The organism is Planktothrix serta PCC 8927 (assembly GCF_900010725.2).
GTDB classification, from domain to species: domain Bacteria; phylum Cyanobacteriota; class Cyanobacteriia; order Cyanobacteriales; family Microcoleaceae; genus Planktothrix; species Planktothrix serta.
In genome coordinates this window covers 56,168-76,582 of record NZ_LR734871.1, presented here as the reverse complement: position 1 = coordinate 76,582, position 20,415 = coordinate 56,168, and the positions used below count along the sequence as shown (strand labels likewise).

Genomic DNA, 20,415 nt, shown 5'->3' with positions numbered 1-20,415 from the left:
ACACGGATTGCTATATTATCCGCTTAAACGTTGCATAATCCAATCTAAACGATAATCCGGCTCAGTTTCTATAGCGTTTTGACTGTTTTGGACAGATAATAAATTGGCGTTTTCTTCATAGCTAAAATTGTTGACAGTTGCGCGTAAACGAGAAGATAAAAATTTAGTAATTGCTCGATAAAACCGCAAAGAAAATAAGACATCCTCTTCTAATCTTTCCGATAAAATAGTTCTGGAAATAGATAATACACAACAATCTTCAACCGCTTTTACCGTAGCCGAAGGTAAACGTCCATCCACAAAAGACATTTCTCCTAAAACCTCACCGCTACCAATTTTTCCGACAACTTGATTTCCTAATGTAGCCACGGAAACACTTAGAGTTCCACTCAACACAATATATAGAGCATCTAAGGGTTGATCTTCTTCGATCAGAATTGCACCAGCTTGAATGGTTTTTCGTTTACCTTCTGTAACCATCCAGTCTATATCCCGATCGCTTAATTCCCCTAAAATCAGTAAAGCATTTGTCATAAATGTATTAATTTTTTTTTTAAATAATCTATTCAGAAGCCTTTAAATTAACGTTTATTTAATCAAAAAAAATCAAACGGCTTCTTTTCTGTTCCCTGTTCCCTGTTCCCTGTTCCCTGTTCCCTGTTCCCTCTCCCTTAATATAATTGTAACATCAATTGTTTGCGATATTCTTTAGTGAGGGGATGTTCATCTCCTAGTAAGTTAAAAATAGTCAACATCGCTTTTCTGGCTCCATCTTCTTTAAACTTACGATTCGTTTTTACAATCTCTAAAAATAAAGATAAAGCCTCTGGGTATTCTTCAGCTAAAGTGAATTGACAAGCTTTTGCATAATTCTGTTCCAATTCGCTATCCCCCAAAGTAATAGCATCTTTTTTGAATTGGATTAATTGTTTCAAAGCTTGAGCTTTTTGAAAAAAGTCTCGCTGATCTTCTCCAATTGTCTTTAACAGTTTTTCGGCGTTTTCAAGTTGGTTAAGAGCGATTAAAAAATTAGCTGCTTCTAAAACCACTTCAGGACGATCAGGATATTGAGAAAATAATTGATCAAATAATTGTTTTGCTTCGGGGAAATTCTTTTGAGCGATCGCAATTTTTACCCCTTCCAAACTCTGGTCAAAATTAGATTTTAAATTCAGTTGACTGAGAGTTTGCCGAATTTGTGCTTCCGTTAATGCTCCTACAAAACCCGGCTGTATTTCCCCTTGATCAACAATTCTCACATCGGGTACTCCTTCAACTTGATATTGACTCGCTAATTCGGGATTTTGATCAATATCAACTTTCGCTAAAATAAAATCATATTCTGTTACCAATTTTTCTAAAATCGGTTTTAAAATTTTGCAAGGGCCACACCAAGTTGCATAAAAGTCTACTAATACAGGCTTTTCATAGGAAATTTTAACAACTTCCTGCTCAAAGTTAGATTGATGAACGTCAATTGAATATCCCATCTGATCAATACTCCGATTAATTTCGTTTCCTATTTTATCCTAAATATTCAGCGTTAGATCTCAGCACACCTAAAAAATTGCTTTCCTTCCTGTCAAACCTTGAATTTCCAGACCTTAATTTGAGCATCTTCTCCACAACAAATAAACCGTTGATTATCAGGACTGAAAATAATCGGAGGATATCCCTCTAAACGATGGGATAAAATTCCTAAGTGGTGAGGTTGACTGATATCCCAAAGATAAATTGTACCATCGCCACTGCTACTCGCTAACCATTTACCATCGGGACTAATGGCAACTGATGAAACCCGATCGGAATGTTGGGTTAAGGTTTTGATTAATTCTCCGGTGTTCAAATCCCACAATTTGACGGTATGATCAGCACTTCCACTGACTAATAAAGGTTGAGTTGGACTCACAAAAATTGAAGAAACTTGATCTAAATGTCCCGTTAAGGTTTGTAGACTTTTTAAACGATTAAATTGCCAAATTTTAATCTTTCCATCGCTACTTCCACTGACAAAAAAATGATGATAAGCATGAATATTATTGACATTTCCTAAAGATTGATTTAGAATAGAATTATTGATAAATTGAACCGATAAAACTCCCTCTAAATGTTCAGAACAACGATAAAGTAATTCGCCGTTTCTTTGATTCCAAAGTTTAATACTATGGTCTTCACTACCACTGGCAATAATACAACCGTCGGGACTATAAGCAACGGCATAAACAGCACCATCCCGATGACTATAGGGGGAACCTGAATGACTAAAAAAACGGTCGGCGATCGCTCTTTTATCTAAATTCCATGAAATTAAAGTTCGATCTAAACTGCCACTGACTAATTTACGACCATTAGGACTAATAGCAACAGCACAAATGGCAGCTTCATGACCCCTTAATCGATATAATAATTGTCCGGTTTTTAAATTCCATATTATTAAGGTTTTATCCTGACTTCCACTGACTAAAATATATCCATTGGGGCCAATTGTTAAGGCTTGAATGGTATCTTGATGACCGGATAAACTATTAATACATTCTAGGGAAAGATGAGAGGGAGTTGAGGAAATGGGAAATAGGGGTTTGAATTTAATTTCAGTTTTTGGGATAAATTTATCGGGAAATAAGGGAGGGTTTAGAGTCGCTATCAAGCTAGAATTGACAGCATAAGGTAAGACAGAATTTTGCTCTTTTAATAAGGAATTATGGGATGAGAAGGATATCGGGTTAGCAGTAAAAAATAGATGCTTTTGATCAAAGCGGTGGGAAGTAATAGCTTGTAGTTCAGTCGCTACGATAATATTTAAAGGGGAAGGTGGCGGGATGGCTGTGTTAATCTGAAGTGGAGTTATAGGTTGCTGTTGATTGGGTTCTAAATCTTGTAAAACTTCCTCAACAGTTTGATAACGTTCTTTGACTAAATCTTTGAGTAATTTATCTAATATTTGGTTTAATTGAAGACTTAAGTTTTGATTGAGGTCAGGGAGATGCGATCGCCAAATTAATTCCCCACTAAAAGGATCAAATAATTGATTAGGAGGAATTTGAGTGAGTAAATGAATACAAGTCATCCCTAAACTATATAAATCACTCGCTGGATAGGCTTTTCCTCCTCGCATTTGTTCTAACGGTGCATAACCAATCGTTCCTGCTAAGGTTCCTGTGTGGGGTTGAACTAAATTGAGGCTATGTTTGGCAATTCCAAAATCGATTAAAACTAATTTTTTATCTGTTTTTCTTCTAATAATATTATCGGGTTTAATATCTCGATGAATGATTTGATGTTGATGAATAAATTGTAAAATCAGTAAAATATCTTGTAAGAGTTGAATAATTTTATCTTCACTAAACGCGCCGTTTTCATTTAATTCTTGGAGTAAATTTTTCCCTTCTACCCATTCTTCAATTAAATAGAGGTGTTGTTCTTGTTCAAAATAGGCATATAAGCCGGGAATTTGAGGATGAGATCCTAATTCTTTCAAGCGTAATGCTTCTTGATTAAAGCGTTCAATGGCTTGTTGAATTAGGGAAGTTTTATGAGATTGAGGCGAAAATTGTTTAATAATGCAGGAGGTATTGAACCGATCTAAATCAACGGCTAAAAAGGTGCGACTCATACCTCCTCCTCCAAGTTCCTGTACAGCACGATAACGTTCTTTTAAAACTAACGTAGTACCACAGGTTTGACAAACGTTTATCCCTGAAGGATTTTGAGGTGCTCGACAATAGGGATTTAGACAATAACTCATCGGATTTAGGGATTAGTACCGACAGTTTTAACGGATTTTATTAGATTAGCTGATCAAATTAAAATTAATCCAAATCTTAAGGATAATTTAGCTTTTGGGTTAAGCGAGTTAATGTAAATCCGCTTCCCAAATTCCAATATAAATTCGATCAGATTGATCGCGTTCAATAATACCTTTGAGAGAATCAACTCCAAATAAATAATACTGGCTTTGACGGTTATGAACGCTTTTTAACCCCGCTTCTAAGCTGGGGTTTAAGCGACAACCGGACATACTATTAAGGGTGAATAAAATCGTTTGAAAATCAACTTCTTGAGAAAAAGCGGCTTCAGTTTGTCGTAATTTTCCTGATTTTTGATCAAATAAAAAGCCGACACTAACACGGTTGGGAACTAAATCATAAAACACAGCTTGGGTATTAGGCCAATATCCTGTTGTTGTTCCGGTGGGAGTCCCAAACATCTGAAAGACTTTATTTTTATCAATACCAGGTCGAAACCCAGGAATTCCATAGCCATCAGGAATTTCATTACATTGGTCAAGGTCTATTTTAGGAGGGGTAATTTGAGGAATTTTAGGAAGGGAAAAATCGGGGATAATGTTAACTGTAATGATTTGGCTTTCTCCTAAAGAAAAACAGATGATGGGTGGATAATAGGTTTCAGGAGAGAGAACAATAGGTAATAAACCTGTTAAGAACAATTTTAAAATAATAGTTAACCTCCTCTGGTTTGATTTGGGGAATTAATTTTATTAATACTTTTAGAAATTAGGCTTTAGTTAGTTTAAAACCTTGATTTGCTTAGAATCAGTAATCACAAGTTTATCAATTTTATGGGGTTGCTTTTGAGGAATAACGCCTGTAATGCTCAGGGTTTTATTTTGTAAATTTAACCCACTTCCCGCATTAGGAATTTGATTCAAAATCCCAGGGGTGAGGAAAACATAATAAATCCTTTGATCTTTTGCTTGTAATGTTAATCGAGTCATTTGATTTTCTACTTTAGTTAAACCATTAACAGTTCCTACAATTTCAGTGAAGGTTGTTGTTAGAGGACTTCGACTCGTAGTTGTTGCTTGAGAACAGAAAAAATTAACGGGATTTCGAGTAAAATCAGCACATTTTAAGACTTCTTCTGCTTTCTGACTGATTTGGATAAAGTAAGAAAAATCGGGTTCTTTATCTATACCATAATTCGCTGTTTTTTGAATTTTTTCAGGTGCATTAACTAACGCTTGGGTAATCGCTTTTTGATCATTATCTGACAAATTAGGAGACAGATATACGCCTGAACCTGGAATATTTCTGCTAATATGAATAATCCTAAAACTCGGATCGTTTTTAACCGCTTCATAAGCAGCAGCACCAACATCCGCTTTTCCACTTTTCACTAATTCTTGAATCATTTCTCCTCGATGTCCCATTGTTACCTGGAGAGATTTGCCAAATAAATCATAAGTAGGCATATAAAAACTAGAGGCGGAATTAAAATCTCCTAAAGCAATAACGGTGGTATTTTTAAAATCAGAAATAGACTGAATTGGACTATTATCTCTAACAAATAATGCCGATTGATAATAGGGAGAAGATTGGGGAAACATTCGCGCAACCCAATCATATCTGTTATCTTTAGCCGCCACAGAAATCATCGGGGAAAGAGTAAAGACAATATCCCATTTTTGATCCGCTAGTTTGTTTTTTGCCTCCTGGTAAGATGTTTGTAAGTTGCCATCAATAGTAATCGTTACCTGATCACCAAACTGTTGTTTTAAATATTCAACTAATGGGGTATAATCCTCTGGTTTTCCTAATATTCCAATGGTCAGAGAATTTGCCTCTAAACGGTTCATCGGGTTTTTATTTCCTGAAAAAACTAAGGGAATTAAACCATTTTTAGGATTAACAAACAGATAAACCATAATGCCAAATAAAGATAAACTTAAGATGGCACTAAGAATTAAAACAACGGTTTGGTGAGTTTTAGTTTTGTAAGAACCCATATTGGTTATTGCTGGGAGGATTGTTTTTCAATCACCGCTTGACGAAAGCCTAAAACCAGTAAAATATTAGACAGGGTTAAAAAAACCTCAGCGCCACCATGTAACCAATCAACATTGGCTAAAGCTTCCCCCAAAACAACTTTTGCATAAATTCCGGCTGGAATTGTAATCGCAACAAACACTAAGGTTCCATAGAATCCAATTAACGCTAAACGAGGCATTTGTCCCGAACGAGTTAAGAACCACAAAAACCCTAAATAGGGAAACAGAGAAACAGCAAATAAGGTGTCTTTTGATAACATCATTGATCAACAATTAGAGGGAATACAGGATTGATTTAGAATCAAGCTAAATATAGACTATTTGCCTATATTTTTAACTGAATTTGCATTGCGCCAAATCCACCACGCCGCCACACAAAGGGTAGTATTTCCTACAACGGTCATGGTTGCTTGTAGCATTACTAACCATTCTAAGGATGCCGGATTATCAAAATAATGCCAGGTACAGGCACACATAGCGCTGACTAAAGACGGTAACATGGCAAAGGAAAGAACCCACCAAGCTCGATTTTGAGTCAGTTCTCCATAAATCCAGATAAACCAAATCGCGGCGATCCATTCAATCACACTCGAAATATGAATGATCCAAGTCGGAATCGATAAAGCGTGCATAATTTGACAATCGATAACAGGAAGTTAATTAAGATTTCAGTCCGATATTTATGTTAATTTAATCAGTGTGCAATCTCATATAAAGTTAGATGTCGAGTTAAAAAGGGGAATCGGGGGAGGGACGGTAAGCCATGCAACGGGTGATTTGTAGTGGATATTATGGAAAAGGCAATGGTGGGGATGAAGCCTTGTTAGCATCGCTGTTGCAAATGCTACCGCCTACCGTTGAACCCATTGTCCTGTCTGGAAATCCGACCCAAACCCAAAATCATTATCAGGTGGAAGTCTGCGATCGCATGAATGGCCTACAAGTCCTCAACGCCCTCCGTCGCGCCGATGGCTTGATTTGGGGAGGAGGCAGCCTAATGCAAGATGTCACCAGCGCCATCAGTCCTTTTTATTATGGGGGATTGATGGGATTGGCGCAACAGATGGGACTCAAAACGATCGCTTGGGCGCAGGGTATTGGCCCCTTGAACCGTTCTATTTCTCAAGGGTTGGCAAAAAAAACCTTTTCTCGCTGTAATGTCGTCAGTGTGCGGGATTCGGGTTCAGCCAGATTATTGTCTGACTGGAATATTCCCTTTACCCTCGCTCCCGATCCGGTTTGGGCCTTGGACTCTCGACCTGTAGATCGGTTGTGGGATTTACCCGCCCCCAGAGTGGCCTTAACGTTGCGACCCCATCCCCAACTTACAGCAGAACGGTTATCGTTAATTGTTCGGGCGTTAGTGTCGTTTCAAAAAGCAACCCAGACGTTTATTTTATTGATTCCGTTTCAACCTGTTCAAGACTTAGCGATCGCTCAAATTCTCCATCAAGCCCTACCTGGAAATAGTCAGGTTTTAATCTTAGAAGATCCGCGAGAATTAAAAGGTGTATTTCGGGGAGTTGAATTCGTCATTGGGATGCGATTTCATAGTTTAATTATGGCAGCAACGGAAGAATGTCGCTGTTTTGCGCTGAGTTATGATCCTAAAGTTAGCCGTTTAATGGAAGAATTAGAATTACCCGGATGGGAAATTGATCAACTCCCGAATGATCCGAATGTTATCAGTAAAACTTGGATCGATTGTTATGCTAATGATGATCCCTTATCAAAGGGAAAAATTGAGTTTTTAGTGGATCGTGCAAAAGTTCATCAAGAATTGCTGTATTCCCAATTCAATTAAACGATTTTGTTCATTTTTCAGTAATTAATTTATGGTTCGCGTTCGAGTTCGTCAACACGTTAATCCTTTGGGACAAAAATATCAAACCCCGGTTATTCCTCCCGACTGGTCTAAGATTTATGTTAATTTGCATCAACCCCTTCATTTAGATATTGGCTGCGGGAAAGGTCGATTTTTATGGCAATGTGCTCAATTACAACCCCAAGGGAATTTTTTAGGCTTAGAAATTCGAGAAACCTTAGTAGATGAAGCCAATATTTTACGAGATCAACAAGGATTAACCAATTTACATTATTTATTTTGTAATGCTAATACTTCAATTGAACCGATTTTAGAATCCTTACCCTCTGGAGTTTTAAAACGGGTGAGTATTCAATTTCCTGATCCTTGGTTTAAAAAACGGCATCAAAAGCGGCGAGTCGTTCAACCGAAATTAGTAAATAATTTAGCTCGTTATTTAGGGGAAGGGGGAGAAGTATTTGTACAGTCGGATGTTGAAGAAGTGGCTAGAGAAATGTGCGATCGCTTTGCTGAACATTCGGCGTTTTATCGCACTGAAAAAGACTGGTTAGCTGAAAATCCCCTTCCGGTTCTCACAGAACGAGAACAGTCAACTTTAGAACGAAATGAACCAGTTTATCGAGCATTATTTAGGCTCTCCTGTACTTAGGGTGATAACGCCCGCTTATAATCCACTCGTGTCAAGCTTTCTGCAAAAATTTGGATCATAAAATACTTTTTACACCCTACATTCAGGAAATCCCCGTAGGGTGCGTAAGCGCAGCGCACGCACCATTAATTACCCTTCAAAATCCTCAGAATTTTTGCTTTAAATTAAGTTTATTTGCTGGGATACCCGCAGGGCTATTTCAAAGTCGGATCTAAAATGCGATGGCGTAGCCGCCGCCTTGCGGCATCGCTAAACTCTAAAAGCCTTTCTCTGTAAAGAAAAGGAGAATGATTTCAACAGTTTTGATATTTTCTGTTTAAATGTTGTCTAAAACTTGCCCCAGATCAAAGGTTTAGCGATCGCATCTGAGCAATAATCCACAATTAAACCGTAGGGGCGGGTTCCGAGACAAGCTTTAATGATCAGTAATTATCTCCCTAAACCCGCCCTTTCTTCTGAGCAGCGATCGCATTTTAGATCCGACTTTGAAACAGCCCTGGGGATACCCGTCCCATTAATTAGCCTTCAAAATCCTCAGAATTTTTGCTTTCAATTTTGTTGATTTGGTGCGATGTAACTCGCCTTAATTAGCATTAAAATTATTAGGTTTTTTGCTTTCAATTTTGTTGATTTTGTGCGATGTAACCCGCCTTAATTAGTATTAAAAATTATTAGGTTTTTGCTTTCAATTTTGTTGATTTTGTGCGTGCGCTTCGCTTACGCACCCTACACGGTTAATTTTCATCAAACAAACTGTATTTTTCTTCAAATACTTCTTGCCAAGATAAACAGATTAATGAGCATTTTTGATTCATTTCTGTTTCCGCTTCTTTAACCGCTTTTTCAAAACATTTATCCCAAATTGAATCAATAGTATTTTGGTTTAAACTGGGTGTATCTTCCTGAATTGCTTCAATTTCATTCCGGGCTGATAAAATTGTTGTTGACCAACTAGAATTCCTTTTTTTGGGTTGACATTTCCACTTAATAACATGAGCCATTAACCGAATTAACTGACTTCTTAATGCTCGTTTATCAGATCGTCCCATTGCTTCAATTAACGCTTCTAACCCTGTTGTAGCTTCCATAATATTTCCCTGTTTTAAACAGTTTTTAACTTCCAAAGCCGTCAGATAATGAGAACTCATGGCTAGATCTTGCCAATCCATTTGAGTTGACATAAACCCCTTCTCCTTAATTATAATCAAATAAACTATATTCGTCTTCAAATACTTCTTGCCAAGATAAAGAGATTAACGAGCATTTTTTACCCATTTCATCCTCAGCATCTTTAATTGATCGTTTAAAACATTGTTCCCAAATTGACTCAATAAAATTTCGATTTAAACTGGGAACTTCTTCTTGAATATCAGCAATTTCTTGACGGGCTGAACGAATGCTAACAGCCCAACTCCCAGTCCGTTTTTCCGGTTGACATTTCCATTTAATAACGTGCATCATTAACCGAGTTAATTGACTTTTTAAAGCTAATTTCTTAGATTTTCCCATAGATTCAATTAAAACCGCTAACCCTTCTGTTGCTTCCATTAATTTTTTTTCCTCTAATAACTCTTGAACTGCGATCGCTGCTAAATATTCAGAACTCGCTGCTAACCATTCCCAATCTTCTGATGTTCGCATAATTACTCCTGAATTTAATGGTCATCAAATAAAGTATATTCTTGTTCAAACACTTCTTGCCAAGATAAAGATATTAATTGACATCTTTTGCTCATTTCACTTTCCGCTTGTCTGACTGCTTTTTTAAAAGAAGTTTCCCAAATTGATTCTAGGTAATTTCGATTTAAACTAGGAACTTCTTCCTGAATATCGGCAATTTCATCTCTGGCGGAAATAATCGTAGTTTCCCAACTGGGAGTCCGTTTTTCTGGTTGACATTTCCATTTAATAATGTGCATCATTAACCGGGTTAATTGACTTTTTAAGGCTAATTTCTTAGATTTTCCTATAGATTCAATTAAAACCGCTAACCCTTCTGTTGCTTCCATTAATTTTTTTTCCTCTAATAACTCTTGAACTGCGATCGCCGCTAAATATTCAGAACTCGCCGCTAACCATTCCCAATCTTCTGATGTTCGCATTTTTCCCTCATATAGAAATAACTCAGATCATATTTGTAATTTTATGTCAAGTCTTTGGGATTTAACTTAACATTTAGATAGAATTTAACAAAATATTGCTCAAAATTTAAGAATCATTGCAATTAAACAACATTATTATTGTTTTAGTGTCAAAATAAATGCTGATATAGATTTAAGAAACCGAGTTTCTAGTTCTCCCCTAGGGTCTAAAATCAAGATTTAGGGCTGAGAAACCCGGTTTCTGGATGCGATCGCTGAGTATAAATACGACTCACGATCAGCACAATTTCTGAGAACATAAACAAGCCTATCCTAATCACCCATCAACGGAGAATCACGCTATGAAATTGGCTTATTGGATGTATGCTGGCCCTGCCCATATTGGCACTCTTCGGATTGCGAGTTCTTTCAAAAACGTTCACGCCATCATGCACGCCCCTTTAGGAGATGATTACTTCAACGTGATGCGGTCTATGTTAGAACGGGAACGGGACTATACACCCGTTACTGCGAGTGTTGTAGATCGCAACGTTTTAGCACGGGGTTCTCAAGAAAAAGTGGTTGATAATATTGTTAGAAAAGATCAAGAAGAACACCCCGATTTAATTGTATTAACTCCTACCTGTACTTCTAGTATTTTACAAGAAGATTTACACAATTTTGTTGAACGCGCTCAACTGGATTCTAAAGGCGATGTTATGTTAGCCGACGTTAATCATTATCGCTTCAATGAACTGCAAGCCGCTGACCGGACGTTACAACAAATCGTTCAGTTTTATCTGGAAAAAGCCAAGAAAAAAGGCGATATTCCTGAAGGCAAAACCGAAAAACCTTCCGTTAATATTATTGGAATCTCTACCCTCGGTTTCCATAACCATCATGACTGTACCGAGTTAAAACGGTTAATGGTAGATTTAGGGATTGAAATTAATGAAGTGATTCCCGAAGGAGCATCAGTTCACAACTTAAAAAACCTGCCTCGCGCTTGGTTTAACCTAGTTCCCTATCGAGAATTAGGGTTAATGGCGGCAAAGTATTTAGAAGAAGAATTCGGCACGCCTTGTGTTGATATTACGCCGATGGGAGTCGTGGAAACAGCCCGTTGTATTCGCAAAATTCAACAAGTGATTAATGCTCAAGGGGCTGATGTTGATTATAGCGAATATATTGATAATCAAACCCTGTATGTATCTCAAGCCGCTTGGTTTTCCCGTTCCATTGACTGTCAGAATTTAACCGGAAAAAAAGCCGTTGTCTTTGGGGATAATACCCATGCTGCCGCAATGACAAAAATTCTGGCGCGGGAAATGGGAATTCATGTCGTTTGTGCCGGAACCTATTGCAAATATGATGGCGATTGGTTTAAAGAACAAGTGAGTGAATATTGCGATGAAGTTCTGATTAGTGAAGATAACGCTCAAATCGGAGATATGATTGCTCGAATTGAACCTTCTGCTATTTTTGGAACTCAAATGGAACGCCACGTTGGGAAACGTTTAGATATTCCCTGCGGTGTGATTGCATCCCCCATTCATATTCAGAATTTCCCCATCGGTTATAAACCCTTTTTAGGCTATGAAGGAACGAATCAACTGACGGATTTAATCTATAATTCGTTTACCTTGGGAATGGAAGATCACCTCTTAGAAATCTTTGGCGGACACGATACCAAAGAAGTGATTACCAAAGGAATTTCTGCGGGATCTGATTTGAATTGGACAAAAGAAGCCCAAGCCGAACTGAATAAAATTCCTGGGTTTGTTCGGGGTAAAGTTAAACGCAATACCGAAAAATTTGCCCGTGAACGAGGTTTAAACGAAATTTCGTTAGAAGTGATGTATGCGGCCAAAGAAGCCGTCGGAGCCTAATTGTAGGGTGCGTAAGGCGAAGCCGCACGCACCGACTTTGATTGATTAATAAACTTTTGGTGCGTGCGCTGTGCTTACGCACTCTACTACTACTTTACTTTGATTAATAAACTTTTGGTGCGTGCGCTGTGCTTACGCACCCTACTACTACTTTACTTTGATTGATTAATAAACTTTTGGTGCGTGCGCTGTGCTTACGCACCCTACTACTACTTTACTTTGATTGATTAATAAAAGTTTGAGGGTGCTTTTTAATCGGTTATAATGTTCTTGTATATTTTTAACATTATAGTAGGTAAGCCCTTGACTCAAACGCCAGATTATGAAACTGAAAGATCTGCCTTAATTGCAGAACTTCAAGCCAGAGAAATCAAGCATAATCCTGAAAAGATTGTAAGAATCACTAAATGTGCGGATGATCAAATTGTATTCTTAGAAACGGGAGATGAAAACCGAGGTTTACAGCATATTTTAGCGAAAGCCGATCAATTTGCTAGAATAGGAATTAATGCAGATGAAATTGTTGATGTTGTTATGGGAGCAATTACCAAAGGAAGCATTGTTAGTTTCCAAGGTAGGGACACTGTTAACCCCCGTCCAGTTTATCAATTTATTCATAAGGGTGAGATTAAATATATTGCAGTTACAATAGGTAATAATGGATATATTGTAGGGGCAAATCCGAGAACAAAACCAAAATAATCTTTATAGAGGTTGAATTATATGCCTAAAAAAATTAGACTAATGACAGATTATGGATGTTATCCCTTATGGTGGAATGAACCTGATCAAGTGGGTGATTTAGATCCAGAATCTTTACCTTTAACTCAAGAAACCATTCAACGTTTGTATAATTGGGCTGATGCTTTTGAAGCTCGATTAAACTTAGCTGATCCTTCTGATTCTCCTGAAGTTACACCGGAAGAAGTAGAACGTTTTGAATGGGAAGGATTAAGTTTATGGAAACAGTTAAATCAGGAATTATACCCTAATTATGAAGTAGTTTATTTTAGTAGTCATTTCCATCAAGTTTTTACTGATCCGGCTAAATTAGAGGAGAAACTAAAGCTAAATCTGATGAAATTTAATCAAATTTCTTGGGAAGATGCTAGGGAAAATATCACTCAATTATGTGAGCAAGTTGTGGCGAATCGAGATATTATTGTTATTAATCGTCCCGAAGGGGAAAGTGTGGTTTTAATGGCGATAGAGGAATTAAATCATTTAATAGCAACTGCTCATTTAGAAAATGAAAAACAAACGATTGGAACAAAAAATTATTAGAATTGTAGGGGCTACGCGATCGCATCCTTAAAAAACTCGTAGGGTGCGTCAGGCGGAATTAATTTATGGGTAAATTCAATAACTGAAAATTCGCCACACGCACCGACTTTTATTAATTAACAAATTTTTGGTGCGTGCGCTGTGCTTACGCACCCTACAAAAACTTGCTTGGCTATAAAAAAAAATAATATATTATTGTTTTAGCATAAGTTAAACTTTTGTTTTAGGAGCGATTGATGAACGATATTGAGAACATGACGAGTACAGAACAACTTATAACTGTGGGAGTTTCCTTAGTATTGTATTTTCTTCCCTGGATTATTGCTCTGTTTAAGTCCAAAAGAAATACAACCGCGATATTTTTGCTCAACATCTTTTTAGGATGGACAGTTATCGGATGGTTTATAGCGCTGATTTGGTCAGCCACTAATGAAAAAGACTAATTGAACAAATTTTAGGCTTGATATCCTCTATTTCAAGTAGGGTGCGTAAGGCGAAGCCGCACGCACCTACTTTGATTGATTAATAAACTTTTGGGTATAAAATTTAATTCTTGTCTGACTTAGCAACCTAGCATATTTTTTATAGTCAAAACCAATCCAGTTAAAATTTCTAACCCTCCTGCTGATACAGCAACACTACCTGTAATTGCTGTTAATATGTCTGCAATAGTTTCACCTGCGATAATCATAGGAATCATTGTAGCAGCTACAGCTACAAATGCAGAGCTACTAGCAACAGCTAATAGGCCAGAAGCACCAATTAATGAAATAATGAGCAACCACTGTACAGGATTAGGATTAGAGCAACTTCCCAATCCACCGAAGATAATTGGAAAAATCCCTATAATGTGTGAAAACATAGTTATATTTAATGCTTCTATCATAGTTTTTAAGATAGTATTGTAACGTCCTCGACTATTATAAGCATAGTTTACAAAACTTGTCATGCGTGTTTTCACTGATTTTTAAATAATTAATTATTACAGGATACAAAACATTACACTTAAGCACTTCGCTACTTTCAAAATGACAAGTAAGGCTTATTAATGATCATATTGTTCAGCTAAATCTGTAATTCAGGTATCAACAGTACAACGATCAATCAAGTTTATAAGTTCATCCCAAGGGGAATCATTCACGGATAAAGGTTGATTCTGTTGATAGACTTCTAAGTCTTGATTGATCTGATTTGGGTAACTTTCTGCATAGTTCCAAGCGGTTTGTAAATCTTCAGCTTGTAAATGCGGAAAGTTTTCTAAGATTTGTAAATCACTCCAACCTAAACGGCGATAACCGACTAATTTCCAAACCGGAATAGGAACACGCCCCACATTAGCAATTGAGTCAGGTTCAGAGGTTTCTTTGGGTAAAAAATCATCACTTAAATTTTGAGCCAGGGTTTGAATCAATTGCAGTTTTTCAGCAGGTTTTAAATTATTGAGTTGTTTTTCTAACTGTTGAGCATTCATTCTTTTAAAAAATGTTAGTATTGATACCATAGCTAATTTATATTGTAAATCAATAAAATCTTGCTGTCAATCTATTTTTATCCCTATATTCTTGCTAATTGAGGACTAATCCTAGATAATGATATCAAGGGATGTTTTCAATGGGATATAATTCTTGTATAATAATGATTCGATTAGGAATGTTAATCATCATCAGAGGACAAAACAAATGATTCCAGGTGAACTGATTGTTAAAGCAGGTGAAATTGAACTCAATGTGGGTCGTCCGACTTTAAAGGTTAAAGTGGGGAATACAGGCGATCGCCCAATTCAAATTGGCTCACATTATCACTTTTATGAAGTTAATGAAGCCCTGAAATTTAAACGAGAAAAAACCAAAGGAATGCGGTTAAATATTCCGGCTGGAACTGCGGTTAGATTTGAACCCGGAGATGAACAGGAAGTTGAGTTAGTGACAATGGCTGGAAGTCGAGAAATATATGGGTTTAATGGGTTAGTGGAAGGTCAACTAGAAGCTATTCCATCAGAACCCTCCGAGAAAAAATCTAAGAAAGAGAAAGATAAAACCAAAAAAAGTAAAAAAAAGTAGAATAGATGAGTGAAAGTTGTATGATTGATTGTCTCAGGAAATCTTGATTATGAGATTATTATCGATTAACATTAAAGGGTATCGTCCTTTTAAAGATTTTCAAGCTAACTTTCAATCTTTGGAAGTGATTGTAGGTGCTAATGGGGCTGGAAAATCCAGTTTGTTTGAATTTTTGAAATTTCTCCGAGATGGTATGTATCGAGAGATACCCACTGAAATTATAGAGGGATCAATCGGTCAACAAATTTTTCATCTGACCGGGCCAGAAAAGTTTACATGGAACTTAGAAATTGATATCAATAGACCTGTTTCTATGCTCTATCAAGGTGAACTAATGGGCCCTGTGGGGAAAACACAAATTACCTATGAAAAAGTTGTTTCCTCTAAACCCTATAGCGATCAATATAAAAACCCTTATATTTTCATGGATATTCAAGGGAATCAAGGACAAGTTCAAAATCCAGATACGGGGAGGTTTGAAAACACAATAATTGAGCAGGATATTCAATCTAAACGCAATCAACTAGCTTTAAGTACAATCACTAATCCACGTTTAGAATTATTATTCGATTTGAGAGAATATATTCAGAATTGGAGATTTTATAGCTCTTTTAATATTGCTAATCAAAAAATCCGTAAATCAGTGTTAATTGAGCAGGAACCGATTCTTCATGAAGATGCAGGAAATTTAAGTTCTGTTTTATTTTATTTACAAACAGAACATCAAGAAATTTTTAATGAATTGCAGTTGTTTTTAAGATTAATGATTCCAGGGTTTAAAAATTTAATGGTAAAAGCGCGAGGTGGCCCTGGCGAGGTTATTGCATTTTGGCAAGAAAAGGGAGTTGATGAAACTATTAGTTTAGCGGATTTATCCGATGGAATTTTACGTTTGATTTGCTGGGTTTGCCTTTGTTTACATCCTAATCCTCCCAGTTTAATCTGTATTGATGAACCGGATCAAGGAGTACATCCCCGGACATTATCTATTTTAGCAGGACTGTTTGAGAAAGCATCAGAACGGACTCAAATTTTGTTAGCAACCCATTCTTCCTATTTCCTAAGTCAGTTTGATTTATCTAAAATTGCCGTGATGCGTAAAGAACAGGGAGAAGCAAAATTTATAAAGCCTAGTAATTTTAAGGTATTAACCGATATTTTAGAAGATTTTGGAACCGATGAAATTGAAAAATTACATCGTTCTGATGAATTGGAGCAACTGATATGAAGGTGATTGTTTATGTAGAAGGAAAGTCAGATAAATTAGCAATGGAATCCCTGTTAAAAGATTTAATTGACAATCAGGAAATCCAAGGAATTAAAATTGAATTCTTTGCAGCCAAAGGTAGTGATAATCAAAGAGGTGGAAATGCTAAAAAAGAACTTTTAGAAGTGATTCCTAAAAAAGCGATTTCTATCTTACAGAATGATTGCCAAGCAATTGTTGTTGTTATTCCCGATTTATATCCTAAAAATATAGGGTTTCCCCATACAACTTATGATGAACTTAAGGAAGGAATTATTAATCAATTTGAACAGGAATTAACAAAAAAAGCAATAGAAGATCATCGATTAAAACAAAGGTTTAAAGTCTTTTGCTACAAACATGACCTAGAAGCCTTAGTGTTAGCCTCGGAAAATCAACTCAGAAACCGTCTAGGCTTGAAAAAGGAGCAGAACTTCTTGATTTCTTGGACAATTCCCGTAGAAGAGCAAAATCATGATCAGCCACCGAGTAGAATTGTTGAAAGATTATTTAAAGCGTATAATAAAACCTATCAAAAAACAGTTGATTCAGCGTTGATTTTAGGACAAGCTAATTATCAGGATATTGCTGAAAGATGTCCTCAATGCTTTAAACCCTTCGTTGAATTCCTAGAAAACTTATCATTACCCCAGGAAGACTTATGAGTTATAAAATGGATCGACAAGCGTATGCAGAAACCTTTGGGCCGACGGTGGGCGATCGCATTCGGTTAGCGGATACGGAATTAATTATTGAAGTGGAAAGGGACTATACAACCTATGGGGATGAGGTAAAATTTGGGGGCGGAAAAGTGATTCGGGATGGGATGGGACAGTCTCCGATTTCTCGTGAGGATGGGGCTGTTGATTTAGTGATTACGAATGCTTTAATTATAGATTGGTGGGGGATAGTTAAAGCAGATGTGGGGATAAAAGATGGAAAAATTTATAAGATTGGCAAAGCAGGAAATCCCTATATTCAAGATCATATTGATATTATTATCGGCCCTGCCACAGAAGCGATCGCAGGGGAAGGAATGATCCTCACCGCCGGGGGAATTGATAGCCATATTCACTTTATTTGTCCTCAACAAATAGAGACTGCCATTGCATCAGGAATTACGACAATGATCGGGGGTGGAACTGGCCCCGCCACGGGAACAAATGCCACCACTTGTACTCCGGGGGCGTGGAATATTTATCGGATGTTAGAAGCGGCGGAAGCTTTTCCGATGAATTTAGGATTTTTAGGCAAAGGAAATAGTAGTCAACCCCAAGGTTTAGTGGAACAAATTGTGGCGGGGGCGATGGGTTTAAAACTACATGAAGATTGGGGAACTACGCCAGCAGCAATTGATACTTGTTTAAAAGTTGCCGATGAATATGATATTCAAGTTGCCATTCATACGGATACTTTAAACGAAGCTGGATTTGTAGAAACGACCATTGAAGCGTTTAAAAATCGGGTAATTCATACCTATCATACCGAAGGGGCTGGAGGCGGTCATGCACCCGATATTATTAAGGTTTGTGGTCAGAAAAATGTCTTACCTTCTTCTACAAATCCCACTCGTCCCTATACGATGAATACCTTAGAAGAACATCTGGATATGTTGATGGTTTGCCATCATTTAGATCGCAATATTCCAGAGGATGTTGCTTTTGCTGAATCTCGAATTCGTCGAGAAACCATTGCCGCCGAAGATATTTTGCATGATTTAGGGGCATTTAGTATGATTGCTTCTGATTCTCAAGCGATGGGACGGGTGGGAGAAACGATTATTAGAACGTGGCAAACCGCCCATAAAATGAAAGTGCAACGGGGGATATTAACTGACCCTGAAAACACTCAAGCAACCCATGATAATTTTCGGGTAAAACGCTATATTGCTAAATATACTATTAATCCGGCTATTACTCATGGAATTGCTAATTATGTGGGGTCAATTTCTGAAGGAAAATTAGCGGATTTATGTTTATGGAAACCCGCTTTTTTTGGAGTTAAACCGGAATTAGTCATTAAAGGCGGGTTAATTGCTTGGGCGCAAATGGGGGATGCAAATGCGAGTATTCCGACCCCTCAACCTGTCTATGGTCGTCCGATGTTTGGGAGTTTTGGAAAAGCAATTTCATCTACGTCTTTAACATTTGTTTCTCAAGCAGCTTTAGAAGCAAAAATTCCTGAACAATTAGGGTTAAAAAAACAATGTGTCGCAGTTTCAGGAACTCGAAATATTAGTAAAGCCGATATGAAATTAAATCATGCTTTACCGAAAATTGATGTTGATCCTGAAACCTATCAAGTCAAAGCCGATGGGCAATTATTAACCTGTGAACCTGCGGAGGTTTTACCGATGGCGCAGCGTTATTTCTTGTTTTAATTTTTGAGATTTTAGGTTAGGTTTTGTTTCTTAACCTAACCTAGAATTATAGCCGTCGAAAATTTAGCTTTTAGTTAAGATTAAGGATGCTTCCAAACCTTTACTTGTCCATCCCATCCCCCACTGACTAAGGTTTTACCATCGGGACTAATACTAACAGCATTGACATAACCAGAATGCCCTTTTAAATTTCCTTTTAATTGACCTGTTGCTAAATCCCAAAGTTTCACAGTTTTATCCCAACTTCCACTAATTAAGGTTTTACTATCACTGGTGATTGTAATTGACCAAACCCCATCAGTATGACCACTTAAACGACGAATGGGTTGACCTGTTTTTAACTTCCATAAAGCAATAGTTCCATCAGCACTTCCACTGGCTAAAATCTCACCATTGGAACTAATAGCTAGGGATAAAACGGATAATTCATGACCTTTTAAGGTACGAATTAATTCCCCGGTTTCGATATTCCAGAGTTTAATACTACTATCCTTACTGCCACTGACTAAAATTTTACCATCGGGACTGACTGCGATCGCATCGACTAACTGTTCATGTCCGATAAAAGTTTTTAAAAGTTGACCTGTTTCCGCATCCCAAAGTTTAATTGTTTTATCCCAACTTCCACTCGCAATTTTTTTACCATCGGGACTCAATGCAACAGCTAAAACGGGATTATTATGGGCTGAAATCGTTTTAATTAAGGGTAAAGTAGGGGATTCTAATCCGATGGCTAAATCCCAAATTTTAATCAATCCATCTTCACCTCCAGTGACTAAATATTTACGATCTTGACTCAGGGTAATACTAGGAATAGAACCTTGATGAGCGGGTAAAGTTCGAGTCAGTCCACTGGTGGTAATATTCCAAATCGAAAGGCTTCCGTTACTATTCCCAACAATAATATAAGGATAGGATAAAGCTAAGGCTAAAATTTCTCCTGACTCTTCCGTTAAAGTGGTGGCTAAAGTAAAAGAATTATTCACCGCAGCTATTGTATTAGAAGAGTTTGAGGGTGAAGGAGAAGAATTGAGATCGGGATTAGTTGTAATAGGTGCAGAATTATTTGGGGGAGTTGGAATTGAAGATAATCTCGCCGTTTTTCGCCAATCTGAAAAATAATTAATCGGAATTCCGGCGGAAACAATTTTGTCAGGATTCGTACCTAACTGAACAATTCCATTAACTCCAATTACCTTTCCTTCTGCATCTA

Annotated in this window: 23 protein-coding genes; 10 read left to right on the top strand and 13 right to left on the bottom strand. The window is 37.2% G+C overall.

Going from position 1 to position 20,415, the window contains the following annotated elements; all coding sequences use genetic code 11:
• Positions 1-15: 15 nt before the first annotated feature.
• From PL8927_RS13675 to PL8927_RS13645, 7 genes are all read right to left on the bottom strand, one after another.
• Complete coding sequence (locus tag PL8927_RS13675; RefSeq protein WP_083622393.1) at positions 16-534, bottom strand: cyclic nucleotide-binding domain-containing protein; 519 nt, start codon at positions 532-534, stop codon at positions 16-18.
• 137 nt (positions 535-671) lie between these two features.
• On the bottom strand, positions 672-1,490 hold the full coding sequence (locus tag PL8927_RS13670) for a tetratricopeptide repeat protein (RefSeq protein WP_083622391.1): 819 nt from the start codon (positions 1,488-1,490) through the stop codon (positions 672-674).
• A 92-nt stretch (positions 1,491-1,582) separates the two neighbouring features.
• Positions 1,583-3,745, bottom strand: a complete 2,163-nt coding sequence (locus PL8927_RS13665) for a serine/threonine-protein kinase (protein ID WP_083622389.1) — start codon at positions 3,743-3,745, stop codon at positions 1,583-1,585.
• A 108-nt stretch (positions 3,746-3,853) separates the two neighbouring features.
• A complete protein-coding gene (locus PL8927_RS13660) occupies positions 3,854-4,447 on the bottom strand; it encodes a hypothetical protein (RefSeq protein WP_231506010.1) in 594 nt (197 codons plus the stop codon).
• A 78-nt stretch (positions 4,448-4,525) separates the two neighbouring features.
• Positions 4,526-5,746 carry a phosphate/phosphite/phosphonate ABC transporter substrate-binding protein gene (locus PL8927_RS13655; protein ID WP_083622388.1) on the bottom strand — a complete coding sequence of 407 codons (1,221 nt, stop codon included), beginning with the start codon at positions 5,744-5,746 and terminating at the stop codon, positions 4,526-4,528.
• Between the two features lie 5 nt (positions 5,747-5,751).
• A complete protein-coding gene (locus PL8927_RS13650; RefSeq protein ID WP_083622385.1) occupies positions 5,752-6,048 on the bottom strand; it encodes a DUF3593 domain-containing protein in 297 nt (98 codons plus the stop codon).
• A gap of 57 nt (positions 6,049-6,105) precedes the next feature.
• Positions 6,106-6,420, bottom strand: coding sequence for a DUF2499 domain-containing protein (locus PL8927_RS13645; protein ID WP_083622381.1), 315 nt, complete (start codon positions 6,418-6,420; stop codon positions 6,106-6,108).
• A gap of 131 nt (positions 6,421-6,551) precedes the next feature.
• On the opposite strand from PL8927_RS13645, the gene csaB reads away from it, so the two are divergent.
• Positions 6,552-7,592 (top strand): polysaccharide pyruvyl transferase CsaB, encoded by a 1,041-nt coding sequence (gene csaB, locus PL8927_RS13640; RefSeq protein WP_083622379.1) that lies wholly within the window; start codon positions 6,552-6,554, stop codon positions 7,590-7,592.
• Positions 7,593-7,623: 31 nt separating this feature from the next.
• Positions 7,624-8,262, top strand: coding sequence for a tRNA (guanosine(46)-N7)-methyltransferase TrmB (gene trmB / locus PL8927_RS13635; protein WP_083622377.1), 639 nt, complete (start codon positions 7,624-7,626; stop codon positions 8,260-8,262).
• 734 nt (positions 8,263-8,996) lie between these two features.
• On the opposite strand, the gene PL8927_RS13630 is transcribed toward trmB, so the two are convergent.
• From PL8927_RS13630 to PL8927_RS13620, 3 genes are read right to left on the bottom strand one after another with little or no spacing between them, the layout of a single operon-like run.
• A complete protein-coding gene (locus PL8927_RS13630) occupies positions 8,997-9,443 on the bottom strand; it encodes a DUF29 domain-containing protein (RefSeq protein WP_083622375.1) in 447 nt (148 codons plus the stop codon).
• A 13-nt stretch (positions 9,444-9,456) separates the two neighbouring features.
• Positions 9,457-9,903, bottom strand: a complete 447-nt coding sequence (locus tag PL8927_RS13625; protein ID WP_083622372.1) for a DUF29 domain-containing protein — start codon at positions 9,901-9,903, stop codon at positions 9,457-9,459.
• 14 nt (positions 9,904-9,917) lie between these two features.
• Positions 9,918-10,364, bottom strand: a complete 447-nt coding sequence (locus tag PL8927_RS13620; RefSeq protein WP_083622370.1) for a DUF29 domain-containing protein — start codon at positions 10,362-10,364, stop codon at positions 9,918-9,920.
• Between the two features lie 341 nt (positions 10,365-10,705).
• On the opposite strand from PL8927_RS13620, the gene bchB reads away from it, so the two are divergent.
• The 4 genes from bchB to PL8927_RS13600 all read left to right on the top strand — a co-directional run bounded on the left by bchB (position 10,706) and on the right by PL8927_RS13600 (position 13,959).
• Positions 10,706-12,232 (top strand): ferredoxin:protochlorophyllide reductase (ATP-dependent) subunit B, encoded by a 1,527-nt coding sequence (gene bchB / locus PL8927_RS13615; protein WP_083622367.1) that lies wholly within the window; start codon positions 10,706-10,708, stop codon positions 12,230-12,232.
• A 303-nt stretch (positions 12,233-12,535) separates the two neighbouring features.
• The gene (locus tag PL8927_RS13610; RefSeq protein WP_231506009.1) at positions 12,536-12,934 is read left to right on the top strand and encodes a hypothetical protein; all 399 of its coding nucleotides are present in this window, start codon (positions 12,536-12,538) and stop codon (positions 12,932-12,934) included.
• Positions 12,935-12,955: 21 nt separating this feature from the next.
• The gene (locus tag PL8927_RS28990; RefSeq protein ID WP_083622363.1) at positions 12,956-13,516 is read left to right on the top strand and encodes a type II toxin-antitoxin system Phd/YefM family antitoxin; all 561 of its coding nucleotides are present in this window, start codon (positions 12,956-12,958) and stop codon (positions 13,514-13,516) included.
• A 236-nt stretch (positions 13,517-13,752) separates the two neighbouring features.
• Complete coding sequence (locus PL8927_RS13600) at positions 13,753-13,959, top strand: superinfection immunity protein (protein ID WP_197047413.1); 207 nt, start codon at positions 13,753-13,755, stop codon at positions 13,957-13,959.
• Between the two features lie 119 nt (positions 13,960-14,078).
• On the opposite strand, the gene PL8927_RS13595 is transcribed toward PL8927_RS13600, so the two are convergent.
• Together PL8927_RS13595 and PL8927_RS13590 are read right to left on the bottom strand one after the other, a co-directional pair.
• The gene (locus PL8927_RS13595; RefSeq protein WP_156093195.1) at positions 14,079-14,477 is read right to left on the bottom strand and encodes a hypothetical protein; all 399 of its coding nucleotides are present in this window, start codon (positions 14,475-14,477) and stop codon (positions 14,079-14,081) included.
• A 117-nt stretch (positions 14,478-14,594) separates the two neighbouring features.
• Positions 14,595-15,017 carry a DUF433 domain-containing protein gene (locus tag PL8927_RS13590; RefSeq protein ID WP_083622359.1) on the bottom strand — a complete coding sequence of 141 codons (423 nt, stop codon included), beginning with the start codon at positions 15,015-15,017 and terminating at the stop codon, positions 14,595-14,597.
• Between the two features lie 178 nt (positions 15,018-15,195).
• Here PL8927_RS13590 and PL8927_RS13585 point away from each other — a divergent pair, with 178 nt between their 5' ends.
• The 4 genes from PL8927_RS13585 to ureC are packed head-to-tail and all read left to right on the top strand — an operon-like array spanning position 15,196 to position 19,202.
• Entirely contained in the window at positions 15,196-15,576 is a 381-nt protein-coding gene (locus tag PL8927_RS13585) for an urease subunit beta (RefSeq protein ID WP_083622357.1), read from the top strand.
• Positions 15,577-15,625: 49 nt separating this feature from the next.
• Positions 15,626-16,804, top strand: a complete 1,179-nt coding sequence (locus tag PL8927_RS13580) for an AAA family ATPase (RefSeq protein WP_083622354.1) — start codon at positions 15,626-15,628, stop codon at positions 16,802-16,804.
• Entirely contained in the window at positions 16,801-17,487 is a 687-nt protein-coding gene (locus PL8927_RS13575; RefSeq protein ID WP_083622351.1) for a DUF4276 family protein, read from the top strand. The genes PL8927_RS13580 and PL8927_RS13575 overlap by 4 nt, the downstream gene beginning before the upstream one ends.
• A complete protein-coding gene (ureC, locus tag PL8927_RS13570) occupies positions 17,484-19,202 on the top strand; it encodes an urease subunit alpha (RefSeq protein ID WP_083622349.1) in 1,719 nt (572 codons plus the stop codon). Before PL8927_RS13575 ends, ureC begins: the two co-directional genes overlap by 4 nt.
• Before the next feature lie 80 nt (positions 19,203-19,282).
• On the opposite strand, the gene PL8927_RS13565 is transcribed toward ureC, so the two are convergent.
• On the bottom strand, positions 19,283-20,415 hold a 1,133-nt coding region (locus PL8927_RS13565), incomplete at its 5' end, for a WD40 repeat domain-containing protein (protein ID WP_197047412.1).

Coding starts and splice junctions, on each gene's coding strand:
- PL8927_RS13655 (WP_083622388.1), bottom strand. CDS start 5,746: ATGGGTTCTTACAAAACTAAAACTCACCAAACCGTTGTTTTAATTCTT.
- PL8927_RS13580 (WP_083622354.1), top strand. CDS start 15,626: ATGAGATTATTATCGATTAACATTAAAGGGTATCGTCCTTTTAAAGAT.
- PL8927_RS13585 (WP_083622357.1), top strand. CDS start 15,196: ATGATTCCAGGTGAACTGATTGTTAAAGCAGGTGAAATTGAACTCAAT.
- PL8927_RS13575 (WP_083622351.1), top strand. CDS start 16,801: ATGAAGGTGATTGTTTATGTAGAAGGAAAGTCAGATAAATTAGCAATG.
- PL8927_RS28990 (WP_083622363.1), top strand. CDS start 12,956: ATGCCTAAAAAAATTAGACTAATGACAGATTATGGATGTTATCCCTTA.
- PL8927_RS13665 (WP_083622389.1), bottom strand. CDS start 3,745: ATGAGTTATTGTCTAAATCCCTATTGTCGAGCACCTCAAAATCCTTCA.
- PL8927_RS13645 (WP_083622381.1), bottom strand. CDS start 6,420: ATGCACGCTTTATCGATTCCGACTTGGATCATTCATATTTCGAGTGTG.
- PL8927_RS13675 (WP_083622393.1), bottom strand. CDS start 534: ATGACAAATGCTTTACTGATTTTAGGGGAATTAAGCGATCGGGATATA.
- PL8927_RS13670 (WP_083622391.1), bottom strand. CDS start 1,490: ATGGGATATTCAATTGACGTTCATCAATCTAACTTTGAGCAGGAAGTT.
- PL8927_RS13630 (WP_083622375.1), bottom strand. CDS start 9,443: ATGTCAACTCAAATGGATTGGCAAGATCTAGCCATGAGTTCTCATTAT.
- bchB (WP_083622367.1), top strand. CDS start 10,706: ATGAAATTGGCTTATTGGATGTATGCTGGCCCTGCCCATATTGGCACT.
- PL8927_RS13620 (WP_083622370.1), bottom strand. CDS start 10,364: ATGCGAACATCAGAAGATTGGGAATGGTTAGCGGCGAGTTCTGAATAT.
- PL8927_RS13650 (WP_083622385.1), bottom strand. CDS start 6,048: ATGTTATCAAAAGACACCTTATTTGCTGTTTCTCTGTTTCCCTATTTA.
- csaB (WP_083622379.1), top strand. CDS start 6,552: ATGCAACGGGTGATTTGTAGTGGATATTATGGAAAAGGCAATGGTGGG.
- PL8927_RS13590 (WP_083622359.1), bottom strand. CDS start 15,017: ATGGTATCAATACTAACATTTTTTAAAAGAATGAATGCTCAACAGTTA.
- trmB (WP_083622377.1), top strand. CDS start 7,624: ATGGTTCGCGTTCGAGTTCGTCAACACGTTAATCCTTTGGGACAAAAA.
- ureC (WP_083622349.1), top strand. CDS start 17,484: ATGAGTTATAAAATGGATCGACAAGCGTATGCAGAAACCTTTGGGCCG.
- PL8927_RS13625 (WP_083622372.1), bottom strand. CDS start 9,903: ATGCGAACATCAGAAGATTGGGAATGGTTAGCAGCGAGTTCTGAATAT.
- PL8927_RS13600 (WP_197047413.1), top strand. CDS start 13,753: ATGAACGATATTGAGAACATGACGAGTACAGAACAACTTATAACTGTG.